Raw genomic sequence first — 18,816 nt, forward strand, 5'->3', positions numbered from 1 at the left:
CCGGTGAAGGATTCGGGCATGAAAAAAGCTCCGGCGCAAGCGCACGGAGCTGGGGAGAGGCGAGCCTCGATCAGATCTTCATACACCTGCGCTGGACGTCTCGTCATGAGAACCTTCGACTGTCTCGTTTGCACGCGACAGTGACCGGCGGTCTTTGGTTTCCACAACCATAACACACCCCCGACCCCGTTCCGACAGGCGTGGTCCGAGCGCTCACGACCGCCCGTGCGGATGTCCGAGGCGACCGTCACCATGGAGACATGATCCAGACGCTCGCCATCTCCGGCTACCGGTCCATCCGAGACACCGTGCTGCCGCTGCACGGCCTCGACGTCGTGACCGGCGCGAACGGCACCGGCAAGTCCAACCTCTACCGGGCACTCCGACTCCTGGCGAGTGCGGGCGACGGCGATGTCGTCGGATCACTCGCCCGCGACGGCGGGCTCTCCTCGACGCTCTGGGCCGGCCCCGAACACCTGAGTCAGGCCATGGTCGACGGCTCCGTCCCGGTCCAGGGCACACGCCGCTCGGGGCCGATCAGCCTGCGACTCGGGTTCGCGACCGACACGCTGGGGTATCTCATCGACCTCGGGATCCCGCAGCCGTCCACGACCCTGTTCGGCCGCGACCCCGAGATCAAGCGGGAGCAGATCTTCGCCGGCGCACTGGCCAAACCGAGCAGCCTGCTCGTCGATCGGCACGGTCCGGCGGTCCGCGTCCGCGACGGGTCGTGGCGTCCGATCGGTCGAACGCTCGGCACCTCGGAGAGCATCCTCACCGAGTTCTCGGACGCCGACGCGACGCCCGAGATCCTGCGCGTGCGCGGCCAGGTGCGCGGCTGGCGGTTCTACGACCAGTTCCGGACCGACCGCGAGGCCCCGGCCCGTGCGCCGCAGGTCGGCACGCGGACGCCCGTGCTCGGACACGACGGTGCCGACCTCGCCGCCGCGGTGCAGACGATCATCGAGTCCGGCGCCCGGGACCGCCTCGACGCCGCCGTCGACGACGCGTTCCCCGGCAGCGTGCTGCGCGTGCGCGCCGACGACGGGGTGTTCCGGCTGGAGCTCGAACAGCCCGGCATGCTCCGTCCGCTCTCGGCCGGCGAGCTGTCCGACGGCACGCTCCGCTACCTGTTGCTCGTCGCGGCTCTCCTGACCCCTCGCCCGCCCGAGCTCATGGTGCTGAACGAGCCGGAGACGAGCCTGCACGGCGACCTCCTCCCCCAGCTGGCTCGGCTCATCACCGCGGCGAGCGCCGACACGCAGCTCGTGGTCGTCTCCCACGCCCGCCCACTCATCGAGGCCATGCTCGAGGCCGGCGAGGTGCACGAGCACCGGCTGGTGAAACGACTCGGTGAGACGACCGTCGAGGATCAAGGTCTGCTGTCGACGCCGCCGTGGGCCTGGCCGTCGCGGTGAGCGTCCGGCCCCGGTGACCGCGGGCTAGGCGCGGTCGGCCTGCTTGCCCAGGTAGCGGTCCGAGCCGTAGCTGAGGATGAAGAACCCGATCAGCTGGAACAGGACGAGTCCGAAGATCCGGAACACCGTGCTCTTGTCGAACTGCTTGCCGATGTGCCAACCGACGATCCAGCCGAACACGATGTTCACGAGCGGGATGAAGTAGAGGATGGTCGCCGCGCCCGTGAAGCCGGCGAGTTTGACGACGACGTACCAGTTGTAGATCGGGATGATCGCGGTCCAGCCGGAGCGGCCCGACTTCTCGAACATGCCCCACACGGAGGCGACGAACAGGGCGTAGCCGATGATGCCGCCGAAGACGTTGGCGGGGGCGTTCATGAACTCGATGGCGGCACGACCGTTGTCGTCCGCGGCGAGCAGGATGGTGTCGAACACGGTGGTGGCGCTCCTTGTCGTCGTCGCGGTCGACCGACCGCCTCATCCGACGAATGTAGCGTGCGGGTCACACCGCGGACCAGCGGGTGTCCCGCTGACGCTCAGACCGCCCGGGCGGCGTGCACGAACGACCGGATGAGCTCCGGCGATTTCACCCCGCGCGAGGACTCGACCCCGCTGGACACGTCGACCCCCCAGGGGCGGAGCTCGGCGACGAGGCCCTGGACGTTCTCCGGCGTGAGCCCTCCGGCGAGGATCCAGGTGCGGGTGGGTGGGTTCGCCACCAGGGCGATCGTGTCGAAGGTCCTCCCGGCTCCCGGGTCCGGGGCATCGAGCAGCAGCAGCTCTTCGGCGTAGGCGGCGCGCTCGGCGGCGTTCTCGGAGGCGTAGCGCACCGCCGAGGTGGCCCGGAGCGTCCGCCACCCCATGGCCTGCAGCTCGTGGAACGCCTCGGGTGGTTCGTCGCCGTGGAGCTGGACGGCCTGCACCCCCGCAGCACCGGCAATCCGTGAGACCTCCTCGACCGACTGGCGCCGGAAGACGCCGACCGTCAGCACCGACTCGGGGACGTCGGCGAGCAGCGAGGCGACCCGTTCGGGCTCGACGGTCCGGGGCGACCCCGGCGCGAACACGAAGCCGATCGCGTCGACTCCGGCGTCCACCGCCGCAGCGACGTCGGACGCCTCGGACAGACCGCACACCTTCACCCACATGGGGACCACGCTACCCGGCCGCACGGATCACTCCGCCGACGGGACGAGGACGTCCGGGGTGGCGACGGCCGGTAGCTCGACGCGGAACACCGTCCGTCCTGGTGCGCTCTCGCATCGGACGGTGCCGTGGTGCGCGGTCACGACGGCGTGCACGATCGCGAGCCCGAGGCCGGTGCTCCCCGTGGCCCGTGAGCGGGAGTCGTCACCGCGCACGAAGCGCTCGAAGAGGTTGGGTTGCAGCGCAGGGTCGATGCCGGGACCGTCGTCCGACACGGTCAGCACGGCGATCTCGCCCGCAGGACCGCTCTCGACCGCCAGCCCCGCCCGCACGGTCGTCCCGGCGGGCGTGTGGGTCCGCGCGTTCGCCAGCAGGTTCACGATCACCTGTTGCAGCCGGGACGCGTCTCCCGTGACGAGGACGGGCTCCTCGGGGAAATCCAGTTCGAACACGTGGTCCGGCCCGGCGACATGGGCGTCGCCGACGGTGTGGATGACGAGTTCGGTGAGGTCGACGGGGCGCTTCGCGAGTTCGCGTCCCTCATCCAACCGCGCCAGCAACAGCAGGTCCTCGACGATCGTGGTCATGCGACCGGCCTCGGAGCGGATCCGGCCGAGGGAGTGGGTGACGTCCTCCGGCAGCGCGTCCGACTTCCGCGCGGCGAGTTCCGAGTATCCGGCGATGGAAGCCAGCGGGGTCCGGAGCTCGTGGCTCGCGTCCGAGACGAACCGGCGCACCTTGTTCTCGCTCGCCTGCCGGGCGTTCAGTGCGGACGAGACGTGCCCGAGCATGCGGTTGATCGCCGATCCGACGCGTCCGACCTCGGTCCGCGGGTCGGTGTCCGACTCCGGTACCCGGACGGCGAGCGCCACCTCACCGCGGTCGAGGGGCAGTTCGGCGACGACCGCGGCCGTCGCGACGACCCGGTCGAGCGGGCGGAGCGAGTACCGCACGATCGCGAACGCCGCCAGTCCGGCGAGCAACAGGACCACGACGCTCATGATCGCGATGAGGGTGACGAGCTGCATGACCGTCGACGCGACCTCGGCGAGCGGAAGCCCGATGATCCTCGTCGCGCCGCTCGCGTCGGTGACGGCGACGACGCGGTAGTCGCCGAGGTGCTCCCCGAGGTTGATGGTCGACGGTCGGTCACCGGCCGACACCGTGAGGATCATGGCGTCCTGGCTCTCGGTGCACGGGACCGTGCTGCCGTCGGCGCTGAGGTATCCGGCGTTGACGATGGTGCCGTCGACGACGATCGCCCCGAGTGCGCCGGGCCCGAGGCCCGGAGCGCCGATGAAGGCGGGCGGCTCACGCGTGCCCGAACCACCGCCGTAGCCGTCGGGGATGCCGGAGTCCGGCAGGGAGTCCGGTGCGGGGAGCTGGCCGTTGCGGCCGTAGTCGACGATCCGCTCGGCGGCCTTCGTGAGCTGGTTGTCGACGCCCTCGGTGAGGAGGCCGCTCACCGCGACCGCGCTCGCGACGCCGACGATGGCGCTGCCGAGGGCGAGGAGGCCGACGACGACCACCATGAGGCGTCGACGGAGCGTCCACGGAGCGCGCTTGGGGCGGGTGGAGTCGACGGTCGTCGCTGTCGGGTCGGTGACGGGAGGTCTCGTGGTCACGAACCGACCGTCGGGATCTTCAACATGTAGCCGGCACCGCGCACGGTGTGGATCATGGGCTCGCGCCCGGCGTCGATCTTCTTCCGGAGATAGGAGATGTAGATCTCGACGACGCTCGCACGACCGCCGAAGTCGTAGCTCCACACCCGGTCGAGGATCTGGGCCTTGCTCAGCACCCGGCGCGGGTTCCGCATGAGGAACCGCAGCAGCTCGAACTCGGTCGCGGTGAGCTCGATGGGTTCGCCGTCGCGCGTCACCTCGTGGCTGTCCTCGTTGAGCACGAGGTCGCCGACCACGATGTCCGGGCCGGACTCGTCGGCGGCCAGCAGGGTCGACCGGCGGATGAGCCCGCGCAGCCGCGCGACGACCTCTTCGAGACTGAAGGGCTTCGTCACGTAGTCATCGCCGCCGGCGGTGAGGCCGGCGATGCGATCATCGAGCGAGTCCTTGGCGGTGAGGAACAGCACGGGGACGTCGCTCCCCGAGGTCCGCAGGCGGTTCAGCACCTGCAGTCCGTCCAGGTCGGGCAGCATGATGTCGAGCACGATGGCGTCCGGTCGGAAGTCGCGGGCGATCGTGAGGGCCTCACGGCCGTCGGCGGCGGTCCGGATCTCCCAGCCCTCGTAGCGCAAGGCCATCTGCAGGAGGTCCGTGAGCGTCGCCTCGTCGTCGACGACGAGCACACGGACGGCGGTGCCGTCGGCCCGTTTGAGTGCGCTTCGCGCGGCACCGGGCGCCTGGGTCGGGATGTTCACGCGTTCAGTATTGGCCTCCGCCCTATGAGCTGTCTATGAACCGGCCAGACGGATGCTGTGCCCTCCCCGAGCCGGCGGAGCGCCCGCAGCGGCCTGGGCCGATTCATAGCGTCACCGAGGCGCAGGCCAAGCGAGCCTCCGTAGCGTCCGGTCCAAGTCATCCGCGACGTGCGGATCGTCGGCGTCGCGCAACGGGGACGCCGGCACGTGCACCAGAGCAGAAGGAAACGCAGACATGTTCGGAACCTATCTCCGGCGGGAACTCGTCGGTCGCCGCAAACAGACCATCATCATCGCCATCGGGATGGCGCTCGCCATCGCCCTCGTGATCATCGTCAACTCGGTCGCCGCCGGCGTGAAGACGGCGCAGGCGTCGGTGCTGGAATCCGTCTACGGGGTCGGAACGGACATCACGGTGAGTCAGGCGGCCGAGGCGCCGACGGCCGGCGGCGGCCCCGGCCAGAACTTCGACTTCGGCTCGGGCGACGGGTCGACGAGTGACGGGACGACGACCGTCAACCAGTCGCGGTTGGAAGCAGCGCGTGGCACGTCGACCTTCGACGCGACGGCCCTCGGCACGGTCACCGACGTCGCCAACGTCGAGGCCGCCGCAGCCACCCTGTCGCTCACGAACACGACCTTCACGGGCGAGCTGCCCGACTTCTCGCAGGCACAGGGGTCCGACGGGGCGGCAGGCGTCCCCGGCGGTGATGCGAGCGGCGCGACCCCGCCGCAGGGTGGTCCGGACGGCGCAGGCGGGAGTTCCTTCGGCGTCGACTCATTCACGGTCCTCGGTCTCGACCCCTCGGGCGACGCCGTCGGTCCGCTCTCGGCCGTCACCCTCAGCGACGGTCGCTCGCTCGCAGCCGACGACGCGGGCACGGACGTCGCCGTCCTCGACGCCTCCTACGCCACCGAGGCGGGGATCGCCACCGGCGACACGATCGACATCGCGGGCACCACGTTCAGCGTGGTCGGCACGGTGACCGCCTCCGGGGCCGACGCGACCACCGCATCGAACGTCTACATCCCCCTCGACGTCGCGCAGTCCCTCGCAGGGCTCGACGGCCAGGTCAGCGACGTGTACGTGCAGGCCGCCTCGTCGACCGACATCACGCAGGTGCAGACGGACATCGAGGCGGCACTGCCCGACGCGACCGTGAGCACCCAGGAGGACCTCGCGTCCACCGTGTCCGGCTCGCTCGCCTCGGCGTCGACGCTGGTGTCGAACCTCGGCACCTGGCTGTCGCTCATCGTGCTCGCCGCCGCGTTCCTCATCGCGATCCTCTTCACGATCTCCGGCGTCACGCGACGGACCCGCGAGTTCGGCACGCTCAAGGCGATCGGCTGGAGTGACCGGCGCATCGTCGGCCAGGTCGCGGGTGAGTCCGTCGTGCAGTCGCTCATCGGCGGCGCCGTCGGTGTCGCTGTCGGCCTCATCGGCATCCTCGTGGTGAACCTCGTCGCTCCGACCCTCAGTGCAGCGGCGACGACCTCCGCCGGCGGCGGACTCGGCGGCCCCGGCGGTGCCGCGGGCATGCCGTCGGATGCGGCGGCGGGAGCGGCCGGTGGGTTCGGCGGTGCCCCGGGCGCTGCGGCCGCGACCACCACCGACATCGTGCTCCAGGCTCCCGTGACCGCGTGGATCATCGTCATCGCCGTCGGGATCGCCATCCTCGGCGGGCTGCTCGCCGGTGCGATCGGCGGGTGGCGCGCCTCACGACTGCGCCCGGCCGAGGCACTCCGCTCCGTCGCCTAGGCGACGCACCAGACGCCGCCGGGTGGCCGTCTCCCCCGCGACCACCCGGCGGTCCGACTTCTCACTCCGACCAGCAGAACGAAGGACCCCATGTACACGATCACCGGCCTCACTAAGCAGTACCGCCAGGCGAAGCGCTCCGTCACAGCGCTCGACGGCGTCGACCTCGAGATCCCCGATGGACAGCTCGTCGCCATCCAGGGCCCGACCGGCGGCGGTAAGTCGACGCTGCTTCAGATGCTCGGCGCGCTGGACCGACCGACCGCCGGCAGCATCTCCCTCGCCGGCGACGACCTCTCGACGCTCAGTGAGACGAAGCTCGGCAGGATCCGCGCCACGGAGATCGGCTTCGTGTTCCAGGGGTTCAACCTCATCCCGACGCTCACGGCACAGGAGAACGTCGAGATGGCCCTGGTCCCGATCGGCACCCCGCGGGCCGAACGCGAGACCAGGGCGCGTGCGGCGCTCGCGTCCGTCGGACTCGCCGAGCGGGGTTCGCACCTCCCCGCCGAGCTGTCCGGCGGGCAGCAGCAGCGGGTCGCGATCGCCCGTGCGCTCGTCAAGGAGCCTGAGGTGCTGCTCGCTGACGAACCGACCGGCAACCTCGACGAGGAGACCCGCGACGAGATCATGGACCTCCTCGAGGGCCTGTGGCGGGACCGCGGGCTCACGGTCGTGGTGGTGACGCACGACACCGCGGTCGCCAAGCGCGCCGAGCGTCGTCTGCACATCGCGAACGGGAAGCTCAAGGACGTCACGACTCGGCGCTGACCGGCCCCTCGGCAGGCTCGGGGAGCGGCTCCCATCCGCTCCCCGACCCGCCCACCCCGGTCCCTAAGCCGCCTACCCCGGTCCCTGAGCCTGTCGAAGGGCCACGGGAATACGCCGCCACCGTGATTGGTTGACACCGATCAACTACTTCTCATATAGTTGACGCATATCAACTAGCTGACGTCATCACGATCGCGGAGCCCATGTCACACACCACCTCAACACCCGCCACGCCCGCTCGCGCGGACAACGGCATGACGCATCGCCAGGTGCTCGAGGCCCTCTCCGGCCTCCTCCTCGGCATGTTCGTGTCGATCCTCGCCGGCACCGTCGTCTCGACCTCCCTCCCCCGGATCATCTCCGACCTGAACGGCGACCAGACGGCCTTCACCTGGGTCGTCACGGCCACCCTCCTCGCCACCACCGTCTCGACGCCCATCTGGGGCAAGTTCGCCGACCTCTTCAACCGCAAGCTGCTCATCCAGCTGGCGCTCGGGATCTTCGTCCTCGGCTCGGCGCTCGCGGGCTTCTCGCAGGACACCGGCACGCTCATCGGCTTCCGCGTCCTGCAGGGCCTCGGCGCCGGTGGTCTCACGGCGCTCAGCCAGATCATCATGGCCGACATCATCAGCCCGCGTGAGCGTGGCCGGTACATGGGCCTCTTCGGTGCGGTCATGGCGGTCGGCACGGTCGGCGGCCCGCTCTTCGGCGGCCTCCTCACCGACTCGCTCGGCTGGCGCTGGAACTTCTTCGTCGGCGTCCCCTTCGCGATCGCCGCGATCTTCCTCCTGCAGCGCACGCTCCACCTCCCGAAGCGGAACGTCGGCAAGGTCAAGATCGACTACCTGGGCGCCGCCCTCATCGCCGGCGGCGTCTCGCTGCTGCTCATCTGGGTCACCCTGGCCGGGACGCAGTTCGAGTGGGCGAGCTTCACGACGCTCGTCATGGTGGGCATCTCCGTCCTCCTGCTCGCCGCGGCGGTCATCGTCGAGATCAAGGTCGACGAGCCGATCATCCCGATGTCGCTGTTCAAGAACCGCACCTTCACCCTCGCGGTCGTCGCGAGCATCTCGGTGGGTGTGGCGATGTTCGGCACCTCGGTGTTCCTCAGCCAGTACATGCAGCTGGCGCGTGGAGCGACGCCGACGGAGTCGGGCCTGCTGACGCTCCCGATGATCGGCGGCCTCCTGATCGCCTCCATCGTGGTCGGGCAGTTCATCTCGCGCTTCGGCCACTGGAAGCCGTACCTCATCGTCGGCTCGATCCTCCTCACCGTCGGCCTGTTCCTCATGAGCACGATCCACTACGACACGAACTACGTGCTCGTCTCCGTGTACATGTTCATCCTCGGCGCCGGCGTCGGCATGGTGATGCAGAACCTCGTGCTCGTGGTCCAGAACGACGTCCTGCCGCAGCAGCTGGGTACGGCGAGCGCGGGTGTCGCGTTCTTCCGCAGCCTCGGCGGCACGATCGGCGTCTCGGTCATGGGCTCCGTGCTCGCGACGAAGGTCACCGACATGCTGGCCGACCGCCAGGCCGACCTGCAGGCGGCCATCGTCGCCCTCGGCGCACCCGGCGCCAAGATCGCCGAGACGCTCTCGAGCGGCACGATCCCGAAGGTGAGCACGCTGCCCGAGTCGGTGCGGACCATCATCGAATCCGTCTACGGTGACGCGGTGGCCGACATCTTCCTCGTCGCCGCACCACTCGCGATCCTGACGATCATCGCCGTGATCTTCCTCCCGAACAAGAAGCTCGGGTCGAAGAACGCCGTGCAGCGCATGGCCGAGCAGCGTTCCGGGGAGCCCGCCCTCGTCGGCGCGGCCACCGGGTCCGTCACGACGGTTACCGCGTCCACGTCGACCCAGTCGTTCGCGACCGGTGCGCTCGACGTGGCCGAGGCCATGATCGGTGGCGAGGCGGACACCCGACTCGAGCGAGGACGGGACGAGACCGCCGACACCGACGGCGGCACGGAGACCGAGGCACACAGCCCCCGCCACGGCCGCTAGTCCGTACAATGCGAACGATGTCCATCGATCACGACGCCCAGGCCGGGCCGGCCGCTGCCGACGACGCAGCGGCCGGCACCGCGCACGACCTCGCGATCGGTGCCGTGGAGGAGCAGTTCGCGCTCCTCGTCAACCGCATCCGCAACGGTATCCGCGACCGGGCCGAGCGGATCTCCCCCGGACTCCAGCCGGCCGGCTACAAGTTGCTCAGCATGGTCTCGCGCTCCGGAGCGATCCGCGCCGGTGCCCTGGCCGAGATGCTCGCGACCGACAAGAGCGCGGTGAGTCGCCTCATCCACCAACTGGAGACGCTCGGCCTCGTCACGAGGACGCCGGACCCCGAGGACGGCCGTGCGAGCCTCGTCGTCGCGACCGCCGAGGGCGAGCGCCGGATGGAGTCGACACGGGCCAACGACCAGGCGATGCTCTACCAGCAGCTCTCGTCCTGGGACGAGGCCGAGGTGCGGCGACTCGCCGAACTCCTCGCGAAGCTCAACGGCGCCCTCTGAAGTCCCTTTCTCAGGAGTCCGCCGGAGCGCCGGGCTCGCGAGCGAGCGACGCGCCGAGGAACTCCTGAGAACGGGTCAGCGCCAGCTGTGCTTCGGGTCGTACCCGAGGACCTCGCGGGCGTGGTCGATCGAGAGCAGGGTGCCGTTGCCGGCGATGTCGCCGGTGACGGGGACGTCCGGGAAGACCTCTGCGACGAGCTCGACGTTGTCGCGCGACATGACCGTGTCGGCAGCCGCGATGATGAACCGGTCGAATCCCGTGGCCTGGTGCTCGAGCGCGAGTCGCACGGCCTGCGCGCCGTCGCGGCCGTCGATGTAGCCCCAGAGGTTCCACTTGCGGAGGGTGGCGTCGGCGTCGAACGAGGGGAACGCCGCGTAGTCGGCCTCGTTCATCACGTTGGAGAACCGGAGGGCGATGATCTTGAGCTCGGGGTGCCACCGCGTGAGCTCGATCGCCAGCTGCTCCTCGAGGTGCTTCGACAGCGAGTACGTCGACTCGGGTCGTGCGGCGTAGGCCTCGTCGACGGGGATGTACGGGGGCGGGGTGTCGAACGGCAGCCCGAGCACGGTCTCGCTCGACGCCGTGACGATGTTCGTGATGCCGGCCTTGATGGCGGCGTTGAACACGTTGTAGGTGCTGAGGATGTTGTTCTGGAAGGTCGCGGTGTTCGTCGAAAGCCCCGGCGCAGGGATGGCGCTCAGGTGGACGACCGCGTCGAACCCGTCCGGCGCCTGCTCGTCGACACCGGTGAGGGCGTCGAACACCTGGCCCGCGTCACGCAGGTCGATGCGGACGAAGCCGTCACCGCGCTCTCCCGCCTGGTCGAGGTTGATCACCAGGTGACCGTGTTCCCGAAGATGGCCGACCACTGTTAGCCCGAGCTTGCCCGAGCCTCCCGTCACTGCGATTCTCATGACGCCATCCTGGTCCATCCGACGAGGAATGGGCGGGCGATTGACAACTCACCCAGGAACCGGCGGTCGCGGCGGAATGGCGGACCGCCGGGTCGCGTTGGAGGAGATGTGAAGCTCACCCTGTACACCTCCGCGTTCTGCGCCCCCTGCATGCAGGCTCGCGCCGTCCTGGCCGAGGTCCCGGCACTCGTGGCCGGAGCCGTCGTCGAGGAGCGCGACGTCGCCTTCCGTTCGGCGGAGGCGGAGGCCGACGGCATCCGTTCCACCCCGACGGTCATCATCACGGCCGACGACGGCACCGAGGTGTTCCGCGCGACCGGGGCACCCACGCTCAACCAGGTGCTCGTGGCGGCGGCGAAGGCGTTGTAGCCCTTCCGACAGGCTCAGGGACAGGAGAAGCGGCTCAGGGACCGGGGCTACTGGGTGCTGAACGCCGCGTCGAAGGATTGCTCGGGCAACTTCCAGAGCAGGTTCCGGATGTACCCGACGGCCTCCTCGGCTCCGTGCAGGCGGTCCATGCCGGCGTCCTCCCACTCGATGGAGATCGGCCCGGCGTAGCCGATGCTCGAGAGGGCACGGAAGGCGTCCTCCCACGGCACGTCGCCGTGACCGGTCGACACGAAGTCCCAGCCGCGTCGCGGGTCGCCCCAGGGCAGGTGCGAGCCGACGATGCCGGCGTGACCGGTGGCCGGCCGGATCCGGGTGTCCTTGCAGTCGACGTGATAGATCCGGTTCGCGAACTCGACGATGAACCCCACCGGGTCGACGCCCTGCCACATCATGTGCGACGGGTCCCAGTTGAAACCGAACGCCGGGCGGTGGTCGATCGCCTCGAGGGTGCGGACACTCGTCCAGTAGTCGTATGCGATCTCGGACGGGTGTACCTCGTGGGCGAAGCGGACCCCTTCGGCGTCGAAGACGTCGAGGATCGGGTTCCAGCGGTTCGCGAAGTCCTCGTACCCGGCGTCGATGACGGACGCCGGCACCGGCGGGAACATCGCGGAGTACTGCCAGATCTTCGACCCGGTGAAGCCGACGACCGTGTCGACGCCCAGCTTGCGGGCTACCCGCGCGGAGCGCTTCATGTCCTCGGCCGCACGCTGACGCACCCCCTCCGCGTCGCCGTCGCCCCAGGTGTAGTCGCGGACGATCGCCTGGTGGCGGAAGTCGATCGGGTCGTCGCACACGGCTTGGCCGGTGAGGTGGTTCGAGATCGCGAAGACCTCGAGGCCGTGCCGGTCGAGGATGTCGAGGCGGGACTGCAGGTAGGCGTCGTCCTCATCCGCGCGCTTCAGGTCGAGGTGGTCGCCCGAGGCCGCGATCTCGAGGCCGTCATAGCCCCAGGAGGCGGCGAGACGGGCGACCTCCTCGAAGGGGAGATCCGCCCACTGTCCGGTGAACAGGGTCACCGGGAGGCGGCTCGCGTACTGCTTAGCGGTGGTGTCGGTCATGCGGTGATCCTCTGCTCGTCGTCGGTGGAGGTGGCGATCGCTTCCCAGCGACCGGTGTCGGCCGCGTCCAGGACGGCCTCGGTGATGCGCGCGGTTCGGAGTCCGTCCGCGAAGACGGGCAGACCGTCCGGCGACTGTCCGGCCATCGCCGCGTAGCTGTCGGCCACGAACGCGTTGAAGGCGTCCTGGTAGCCCATCGGGTGCCCCGAGGGGACGATGGACAGGCGTGCGGCGTCCGGGTGCAACTGGTCGGCGTCGCGAGGCAGCACCTGCGTCCCCGACCGACGGCCGAGCCAGAGCGTCTCCGGCGCTTCCTGGTCGAAACCGATGCTGAGTTCCGTCCCGGCGACCTCGAGGTGGAGTCGGTTCTTCCGACCGGGCGCGACCTGCGAGACGAGCAGCGTGCCGATGGCGCCGCCCTCGAGCCTGATGACGACCGCGGCCGCGTCCTCGGTCGTGACCTCCGGGGTGTTCGCGCGTTCGGCGAAGAAGGTGCGGACCGTCGAACTCAGCTCGGTGATGTGCGCGCCGGTGATGAACTCCAGGAGGTCGACGAGGTGGGAACCGATGTCGGCGAAGGCGCGCGAACGGCCCCCGGCCGCCGAGTCGACCCGCCAGTTGTCGTCGGCCTGCGCGAGCAACCAGTCTTGGAGGTACGACCCGCTGATCGTGAGCAGGGTCCCGAGGTCGCCCGCGGCGACACGCGCGCGGGCCTCCCGGACGAGCGGGTGGAAGCGGTAGACGAACGGCACCGTGCCGACGACACCGGCCTCGGCTGCGGCGGTGACGAGACGCTCGGCGGTCGCGGCGTCGGTCGCGAGGGGTTTCTCACAGACCACGTGCTTGCCGGCCGCGATGGCCGCGAGTGCCTGCTCGGCGTGGAGCGCGTTCGGCGTGCACACGTGCACCACGTCGACCGACGGGTCGGCCAGCAGCTCGTCGAGCGAGCCGTACCCGCGCTCGAACCCGAGGTTCACGGCGACCTCCCGCGAGCGTTCGGGCGTCGAGGCGACGACACCGACCAGCCGGGCACCCGCCGCGCGGGCCGCCCGGCTGTGGACGGTGGCCATGAAGCCACCGCCCACCACCGCGATACCGGGACCGGCCACGGTCATGCTCCGAAGGTGCCGTCCGCCGGCGTCCACGACTCGGGGAGCGCGGGAGCGAGCTCCACGGTGCTGACGACGTCGACCGAGGTGCGGCTCAGGCCCGACTCGGCAGTCGAGACCATGACGTCGAGCACGTGGTAGGCGAGCTCACCGGAGGCACGCTCGGGACGACCGGCGCGGATCGCCTGCGCGAGCTCGACCACACCGGTTCCGCGGCCCTGCGTCGGACCGGTCGACGGGATCGACTCGGGTTCCTCGCCACCGCCGTAGACGAGCAGGTCACCCTCGAAGGTGTTCGGGTCGGGGACGACGAGCGTGCCGGTCGAGCCGGCGACCTCGAACTGCGTGCGACCGAGCTTGGAGTCGAAGCTGAAGACGCTCTGCGCGAGCTGGCCGCTCTCGAACTCGAAGAGGGCGCTCACGTGCGTCGGCACCGTCACGTCGAACGACTCACCCGCGCGCGGGCCGGATCCGATCGTCCGCTGCGGGAAGGCCTGTGAGGCGAGAGCGGTGACGCGGGCGATCGGCCCGAACAGCTGCACGAGCGCCGTGATGTAGTACGGGCCGATGTCGAAGAGCGGACCGGCGCCGTCCTGGAACAGGAAGTCGGGGTTCGGGTGCCACGACTCCGGGCCGGGGCTCTGCATGAGGGTCAGCGCGGTGAGGGGCTGGCCGATGCCACCGGCCTCGACGAGTCGGCGGGCGGACTGGATGCCGGCGCCGAGGAAGGTGTCCGGTGCCGTGGCGACGCGGAGCCCCTTCTCCTTCGCGGCGGCCAGCAGGGCCTGCCCGCTCTCACGGTCGAGCGCGAAGGGCTTCTCGCTCCACACGTGCTTGCCTGCGTCGAGGATCTGCATGGCGACCTCGACGTGGACCTTCGGGATGGTCAGGTTGACGACGATCTCGATCTCGGGGTCGGCCAGGAGTTCGGCGACCGAGCCGTGGCCGGGCACCCCGTACTTCTCGGCCTGCGTCTTCGCCCGCTCGAGGTCGAGGTCCGCGACGAACCGGACGTCGAGGTCGGGGAAGGTCACCAGGTTGCCGAGGTACTGGTCGCTGATGACGCCGGCGCCGATGAGTCCGACACCGACCGTTCCGGTGCTGTTGCTCATGCCTGGACTCCGTTCGTGGTGAGGTAGGTGAAGCTCTGCTCGAGCCCCTGGAAGATGTCGCCGTCGAACGCGTCGAACTCGACGACGCGCAGGGCCTGCGGTGCCGCGGCGAGGATGTCGAGCACCGGGACGACCCCGGCACCCGCGGGCAGCTGCTTCAGCGTGTCGCGGGAGGCGTCACCGTCCTTGACGTGGATGAAGCGCACGCGATCACCGATCGCGCCGAGGACGTCGACCGCGCGGCGTCCACCGACCTCGACCCAGTAGGTGTCGACCTCGAACACGACGGCCGGGTCGGTGAGTGCGGCGAGGTGCTCGAGCGGGCTGGTGCCCGCGACGTCGCCCTCGAGCTCCCACCAGTGGTTGTGGTAGCCCACCTGGACCCCGTGACCGGCGGCGACCGCCGCAGCGGCGTTCAGCTCGTCGGCGATCGACGCGACCGTCTCTGCCGTGGCGAAACGCTCTTCGGCGATGGCGGGATCGATGAGGACCTGAACACCCTGCTCAGCAGCGGCCCCGAAGGCCGCCGACAGGTCGATGCCCTCGGCGATGACCTTGCCGTGCGCGCTCGGGGTGGCGAGGCCGGCATCGTGGATGTCCTGCAGGCTGACGCCGGGACCGAAGCCGAACGGCTCGGCCTGACGGAAGCCGATCTCGGTCAGGCGCTGCAGCGCTGCGGCACGATCCGCGGTGAGCGGCTCCCGTACCGAGTAGAGCTGGACAGAGAGTTGGGAAGTCGACACGATGCTCCTCAATGATGATGGTGTCAGGCAGCCGCTGCTGCGACATCCAGGCTAACCACACTTCTGTCGGTGGTCAAACAAAAGTCTCCCACCGGTCGCCACTCCCCCGGCGACGAATACCGCAGGAGTCGGAAGCGTGGGGGACAATGGAGAGGTGAACTCAGCTCTGCTCTCCCGGATCGTCGCTGACTCCAGCGACCGCATCTCGTGGCTGCGGGCTCGTTCGCGCGGGATCACCGCGACCGACGTCGCCACCCTCTCGACCCCGGCCTCGATCCAGCGGGCGGCCGACGCGAAGCTCGGCGGGACGGGCTTCTCCGGCAACGCCTTCACCGACCACGGGCGCGCCCGCGAGCCCGAGATCGCCCGGTGGGTCGCCGCGACGCACGGGATCAACCCCTCGTCGGCGCTGTTCCGGGCCGAGGTCGAACACCGTCACCTCGCCACCCCCGACGGCATCGCCGTGACCGAGCGCGGGGCCGTCGTGCTCGCGGAGATCAAGACCACGACGAAGTCCTGGCGCTCGATCCCCCGCAACTACCTGCGTCAGGTGTGGTGGCAGCAATACGTGATCGGCGCGGAGCGGACACTCGTGGTCTGGGAGGAGCACAAGGACTTCGTCCCCGTCGACGACGAACCGCTCTGTCGGTGGGTCGAGCGCGACGACGCCGAGATCGCGAAGCTGGTCGGCCTCGCGAACGCGCTCATCGACGAGCTGTACCACCGCACCAATCCGGCCGCCCGGCGCCCGGTCCTCCCGGAGCCCGCGCCCGTCGCTCGGCCGCTCCGGGAACCCCTGGTGAGCCTCGACTTCTGACGACAAGTCGACAGAAGTCGACCGAGGTGGTTGACTGTGGCCATGACCGAGCCGCTGCGCCCCTCCCCCGGAGCACCGGGCGCCGGCGACCTCTTCCAACTCTTCCGCGGCGGTGAGGCGCGCACGAAGTCCGAGTTGTGCGCCCTGACCGGTCTGGCCCGCTCCACCGTCTCCCTCCGCATCGACGCCCTCGTCGCAGCGGACCTCCTCCGCCCCGCGGGAGAAGCCGCGTCCTCGGGCGGCCGCCCGCCCGCACGGATCGCGTTCAACCCGCTCGCGCGCGTCGTCGTCGCCGTCGACCTGGGGGCGACGCACGGGACGGTGGCCGTCACCGACCTGGCCGGAGCGATCCTCGCGACGAGCCGCGCGGAGCTGCAGATCGCCGCAGGACCCGAGCCCGTCCTCGACTGGGTCGTCGAAGCGGCGTCGGCCCTGCTGGCCGCTCCGCAGACGTGGGCCACACCCCAGCCGGTCGCTCCCCCGGTCATCGGGATCGGGATCGGCCTGCCGGGACCGGTCGAGCACTCCACCGGACGGCCGACCAACCCGCCGATCATGCCGGGCTGGGACCGCTTCGACGTCCCCGCCTACATCCGCCGGACCCTCGACGTCCCGGTCCTCGTCGACAACGACGTCAACGTCCTCGCCCTCGGGGAGCACGCGATCTCCTGGCCGGACACCGACGACCTCGTCTACGTGAAGGTGTCCACGGGGATCGGTGCCGGCATCATCGCGGGTGGCGAACTGCAGCGCGGCGCACTCGGTGCGGCCGGCGACATCGGGCATGTGCAGGTCCCCGTCGGACGGGACTCCCCGCGCGCAGCCGACGACGACCGCGACCTCGAGGCCATCGCGAGCGGGCCGGCGATCGCCACCGAGCTCCGCGCCCACGGGATCGACGCCATGAGCAGTCGCGACGTCGCAGCGCTCATCCGCGCGGGCGACCGGACGGCCATCGAGACCACCCGGCAGGCCGGCCGGGAGATCGGTGAGGTGCTCAGTGTCGTGGTGAACCTCCTGAACCCCTCGGTGATCGTGCTCGGTGGGACGATGACGCGTGCCGGCGAACATCTCCTCACCGGCGTCCGCGAAGTGGTCTACCGTCGGTCGATGCCGCTCGCCACCGGGCACCTCGGCATCGTCACCTCGACGGCCGGCGAGGAGGCCGGGGTCTTGGGAGCGGCGATCATGGTGCTGCGCGACGCCCTGTCCGCACCCGCGATCGACGCGATGACTCAGCCTCGGGCGCTCGACGCCGCATCGACCTGACGCGCGTCCTCCACTGTGGAACCAGGGCGTCCGTCGTCGTCCGCCTTCCCGACGGCGAGCACCTCCGCCAGGCCGTATCCGACGAGCCAGAACAGGGCGATCGTCATCGCCGCGAACTCCAACCAGCTCCCGACCTGCTGCCCCACCTCGGCGAGCGAGAGGAGGCCGCCGAGCCCCGCGATCACCGCGACGGCTGACCCCGCGAACCAGGACAGCCGCCGGACGGCGCGCAACCGCGATCCGAGGGCCGACCCGATCATCGCCAGGCAGGCGAGCGCGAAGCCCAGCACCGCGAAGGAGATGTGCACCGCGTCCTGGAGCGTGAACAGCGGGTTCGACGGGATCGGGCACTCGTAGGTACAGGTCACCCGGGACGCCACGAGGAAGCACAGGCTCGACAGTCCGACGAGCAGCCAGGGGACGAGCAGCAGTCCGACCCTCGTGCGGCGCTGACCGGGCTCGCGGGACGGGAGGACTCGCTGCAGCGCTCCGGCGATGCTGAGACCACCGATCGCGACCATGAGCAGTGCCGCGTTGAAGACCGGAGCCGTCACCTCGCCGGTGGCGCCGAGGCCGCTCACGTAGCTGTTCTTACCGAGACTGAGACGCGCGGCCCAGATCATGACCGTGGCGACCACGACGAGCACGCCACCGATGATCGCGAACGCGAGGGCGACGGACCGGCGACGGCGGACCGCCGAGGAGCGAGGGACCCGCTGGTCCGATGTGGCTCCCGTCATCCGCGGATGAGCCTCGTCCGGCTCAACGCGATGACGGCGCAGCCCATCAGGCCGATGAACCCGGCGATGGCGATCATGTAGACGACGACGGCTCCCCAGCCGCCGGGCTGAGCCGGGTTGAGGAACGGGTACGGGTACCAGCCGACGATCGATCCGCGGATCATCGTGTAGACGGTCCAGACGAGCGGGAACGCGATGATCGCCCACACCTGACGCCATTCCAGGCGGGACTTGCCGGGCGTCACGATCCAGACGAGCACCAGGTAGATCGGTGCGATGAGGTGCAGCACCTCGTTCGACCAGCCGAGGGTGTGCCCCTGGTCGAGGGCGATGCCGCGGAGCAGCAGATTGTAGACGACGCCGGTGGTCGCCATGTAGGTCACGACGCAGCCGAGGACGAGGTTGTACCAGGCCGGATCGCGTCGCAGCCGGAAGCAGTACCCGGCGCCGACCAACAGGACGATCGCACTCAGCGCGTTCGACAGGATCGTGAAGTAGCTGAAGAAGTTGACGAAGAAGTCGTCGGGCGCATCACCGAAGGACAGGGTGTAGACGAACTGGCCGACGATGGCGGCGATGATCACCCCACCCGCGATGATCCTGATGACTCCGAACAGTGCGCGCATTGCGCCACTGTATCGGAAGCACGCTCCCGACGATCGGGC

The 18,816-nt window shown here is 69.9% G+C and carries 19 protein-coding genes; 8 read left to right on the top strand and 11 right to left on the bottom strand.

Going from position 1 to position 18,816, the window contains the following annotated elements; translation table 11 throughout:
• Positions 1–260: 260 nt before the first annotated feature.
• Complete coding sequence (locus AC4PMY_RS12215) at positions 261–1,418, top strand: AAA family ATPase (RefSeq protein ID WP_491622849.1); 1,158 nt, start codon at positions 261–263, stop codon at positions 1,416–1,418.
• Between the two features lie 24 nt (positions 1,419–1,442).
• Here AC4PMY_RS12215 and AC4PMY_RS12220 read toward each other — a convergent pair whose 3' ends face one another.
• From AC4PMY_RS12220 to AC4PMY_RS12235, 4 genes are all read right to left on the bottom strand, one after another.
• Complete coding sequence (locus AC4PMY_RS12220; protein WP_491622850.1) at positions 1,443–1,853, bottom strand: DUF5684 domain-containing protein; 411 nt, start codon at positions 1,851–1,853, stop codon at positions 1,443–1,445.
• Between the two features lie 101 nt (positions 1,854–1,954).
• Positions 1,955–2,566 (bottom strand): phosphoribosylanthranilate isomerase, encoded by a 612-nt coding sequence (locus AC4PMY_RS12225; protein WP_491622851.1) that lies wholly within the window; start codon positions 2,564–2,566, stop codon positions 1,955–1,957.
• Positions 2,567–2,593: 27 nt separating this feature from the next.
• The gene (locus AC4PMY_RS12230; RefSeq protein WP_491622852.1) at positions 2,594–4,189 is read right to left on the bottom strand and encodes a sensor histidine kinase; all 1,596 of its coding nucleotides are present in this window, start codon (positions 4,187–4,189) and stop codon (positions 2,594–2,596) included.
• The gene (locus AC4PMY_RS12235) at positions 4,186–4,944 is read right to left on the bottom strand and encodes a response regulator transcription factor (protein ID WP_079003251.1); all 759 of its coding nucleotides are present in this window, start codon (positions 4,942–4,944) and stop codon (positions 4,186–4,188) included. The genes AC4PMY_RS12230 and AC4PMY_RS12235 overlap by 4 nt, the downstream gene beginning before the upstream one ends.
• A 235-nt stretch (positions 4,945–5,179) precedes the next feature.
• Between AC4PMY_RS12235 and AC4PMY_RS12240 the strand changes: the two genes are divergently transcribed.
• From AC4PMY_RS12240 to AC4PMY_RS12255, 4 genes are all read left to right on the top strand, one after another.
• A complete protein-coding gene (locus AC4PMY_RS12240) occupies positions 5,180–6,703 on the top strand; it encodes an ABC transporter permease (RefSeq protein WP_491622853.1) in 1,524 nt (507 codons plus the stop codon).
• Between the two features lie 90 nt (positions 6,704–6,793).
• The gene (locus AC4PMY_RS12245) at positions 6,794–7,474 is read left to right on the top strand and encodes an ABC transporter ATP-binding protein (RefSeq protein ID WP_064294539.1); all 681 of its coding nucleotides are present in this window, start codon (positions 6,794–6,796) and stop codon (positions 7,472–7,474) included.
• Between the two features lie 203 nt (positions 7,475–7,677).
• On the top strand, positions 7,678–9,486 hold the full coding sequence (locus AC4PMY_RS12250) for an MDR family MFS transporter (RefSeq protein ID WP_491622854.1): 1,809 nt from the start codon (positions 7,678–7,680) through the stop codon (positions 9,484–9,486).
• A 17-nt stretch (positions 9,487–9,503) separates the two neighbouring features.
• The gene (locus AC4PMY_RS12255; protein ID WP_158596512.1) at positions 9,504–9,995 is read left to right on the top strand and encodes a MarR family winged helix-turn-helix transcriptional regulator; all 492 of its coding nucleotides are present in this window, start codon (positions 9,504–9,506) and stop codon (positions 9,993–9,995) included.
• Between the two features lie 75 nt (positions 9,996–10,070).
• On the opposite strand, the gene AC4PMY_RS12260 is transcribed toward AC4PMY_RS12255, so the two are convergent.
• A complete protein-coding gene (locus AC4PMY_RS12260) occupies positions 10,071–10,910 on the bottom strand; it encodes an NAD-dependent epimerase/dehydratase family protein (protein ID WP_491622855.1) in 840 nt (279 codons plus the stop codon).
• Positions 10,911–11,018: 108 nt separating this feature from the next.
• On the opposite strand from AC4PMY_RS12260, the gene AC4PMY_RS12265 reads away from it, so the two are divergent.
• Entirely contained in the window at positions 11,019–11,279 is a 261-nt protein-coding gene (locus AC4PMY_RS12265) for a thioredoxin domain-containing protein (protein WP_064294542.1), read from the top strand.
• Between the two features lie 47 nt (positions 11,280–11,326).
• On the opposite strand, the gene AC4PMY_RS12270 is transcribed toward AC4PMY_RS12265, so the two are convergent.
• From AC4PMY_RS12270 to AC4PMY_RS12285, 4 genes are read right to left on the bottom strand one after another with little or no spacing between them, the layout of a single operon-like run.
• Positions 11,327–12,361, bottom strand: a complete 1,035-nt coding sequence (locus AC4PMY_RS12270) for a sugar phosphate isomerase/epimerase family protein (RefSeq protein WP_491622856.1) — start codon at positions 12,359–12,361, stop codon at positions 11,327–11,329.
• Positions 12,358–13,476 (bottom strand): Gfo/Idh/MocA family protein, encoded by a 1,119-nt coding sequence (locus AC4PMY_RS12275; protein WP_491622857.1) that lies wholly within the window; start codon positions 13,474–13,476, stop codon positions 12,358–12,360. The genes AC4PMY_RS12270 and AC4PMY_RS12275 overlap by 4 nt, the downstream gene beginning before the upstream one ends.
• The gene (locus AC4PMY_RS12280; RefSeq protein WP_071258759.1) at positions 13,473–14,582 is read right to left on the bottom strand and encodes a Gfo/Idh/MocA family protein; all 1,110 of its coding nucleotides are present in this window, start codon (positions 14,580–14,582) and stop codon (positions 13,473–13,475) included. Before AC4PMY_RS12280 ends, AC4PMY_RS12275 begins: the two co-directional genes overlap by 4 nt.
• Positions 14,579–15,325: a sugar phosphate isomerase/epimerase family protein gene (locus AC4PMY_RS12285; protein ID WP_064294545.1), complete on the bottom strand. Its 747-nt coding sequence runs from the start codon at positions 15,323–15,325 to the stop codon at positions 14,579–14,581. Before AC4PMY_RS12285 ends, AC4PMY_RS12280 begins: the two co-directional genes overlap by 4 nt.
• Before the next feature lie 154 nt (positions 15,326–15,479).
• On the opposite strand from AC4PMY_RS12285, the gene AC4PMY_RS12290 reads away from it, so the two are divergent.
• Positions 15,480–16,142, top strand: a complete 663-nt coding sequence (locus AC4PMY_RS12290) for a YqaJ viral recombinase family protein (RefSeq protein WP_079003253.1) — start codon at positions 15,480–15,482, stop codon at positions 16,140–16,142.
• Positions 16,143–16,184: 42 nt separating this feature from the next.
• The gene (locus tag AC4PMY_RS12295; protein ID WP_071258753.1) at positions 16,185–17,411 is read left to right on the top strand and encodes an ROK family transcriptional regulator; all 1,227 of its coding nucleotides are present in this window, start codon (positions 16,185–16,187) and stop codon (positions 17,409–17,411) included.
• Here the strand turns inward: AC4PMY_RS12295 and AC4PMY_RS12300 are convergent.
• Together AC4PMY_RS12300 and AC4PMY_RS12305 are read right to left on the bottom strand one after the other, a co-directional pair.
• The gene (locus tag AC4PMY_RS12300; RefSeq protein ID WP_167620518.1) at positions 17,378–18,151 is read right to left on the bottom strand and encodes a DUF998 domain-containing protein; all 774 of its coding nucleotides are present in this window, start codon (positions 18,149–18,151) and stop codon (positions 17,378–17,380) included. The genes AC4PMY_RS12295 and AC4PMY_RS12300 overlap by 34 nt on opposite strands.
• Complete coding sequence (locus tag AC4PMY_RS12305; protein ID WP_064294549.1) at positions 18,148–18,777, bottom strand: Pr6Pr family membrane protein; 630 nt, start codon at positions 18,775–18,777, stop codon at positions 18,148–18,150. Before AC4PMY_RS12305 ends, AC4PMY_RS12300 begins: the two co-directional genes overlap by 4 nt.
• Between the last annotated feature and the right edge of the window lie 39 nt (positions 18,778–18,816).

The sequence above is a fragment of the Plantibacter sp. MDV22-iso1 genome, assembly GCF_058408345.1.